We start from the raw sequence: 236 nt of genomic DNA, 5'->3' as shown, positions 1-236 counted from the left end.
GTGTCAGCAGTAACCGGGGGGCAATATCTCTTCGGCGCTGTGCTTACTTGGCTTGCAGTGTTCTTTACGAAAAAGAAAAAACTGACACGGATACAAATTTTAAAGCTTATCCTATCTGGCGTTCCATTCGGGTTAACAGGAATATTTTATTATCAAGCCTTGCAAACGTTAAACGCCTCTCTAGCGATCGTGTTTTTGTTCCAATTTGTTTGGATCGGAGCCTTGTTAGAGTGGGT

Annotated in this window: 1 pseudogene; it reads left to right on the top strand. The window is 42.8% G+C overall.

The window, feature by feature from the left end:
* Positions 1-236, top strand: a pseudogene (locus CHH91_RS21000) (EamA family transporter); the annotation flags it as partial.

This window comes from Virgibacillus sp. 7505 (assembly GCF_002272135.1).
In the GTDB taxonomy this organism is placed as follows: domain Bacteria; phylum Bacillota; class Bacilli; order Bacillales; family Amphibacillaceae; genus Terribacillus.
This window is presented reverse-complemented; position numbering and strand designations above follow the sequence as displayed.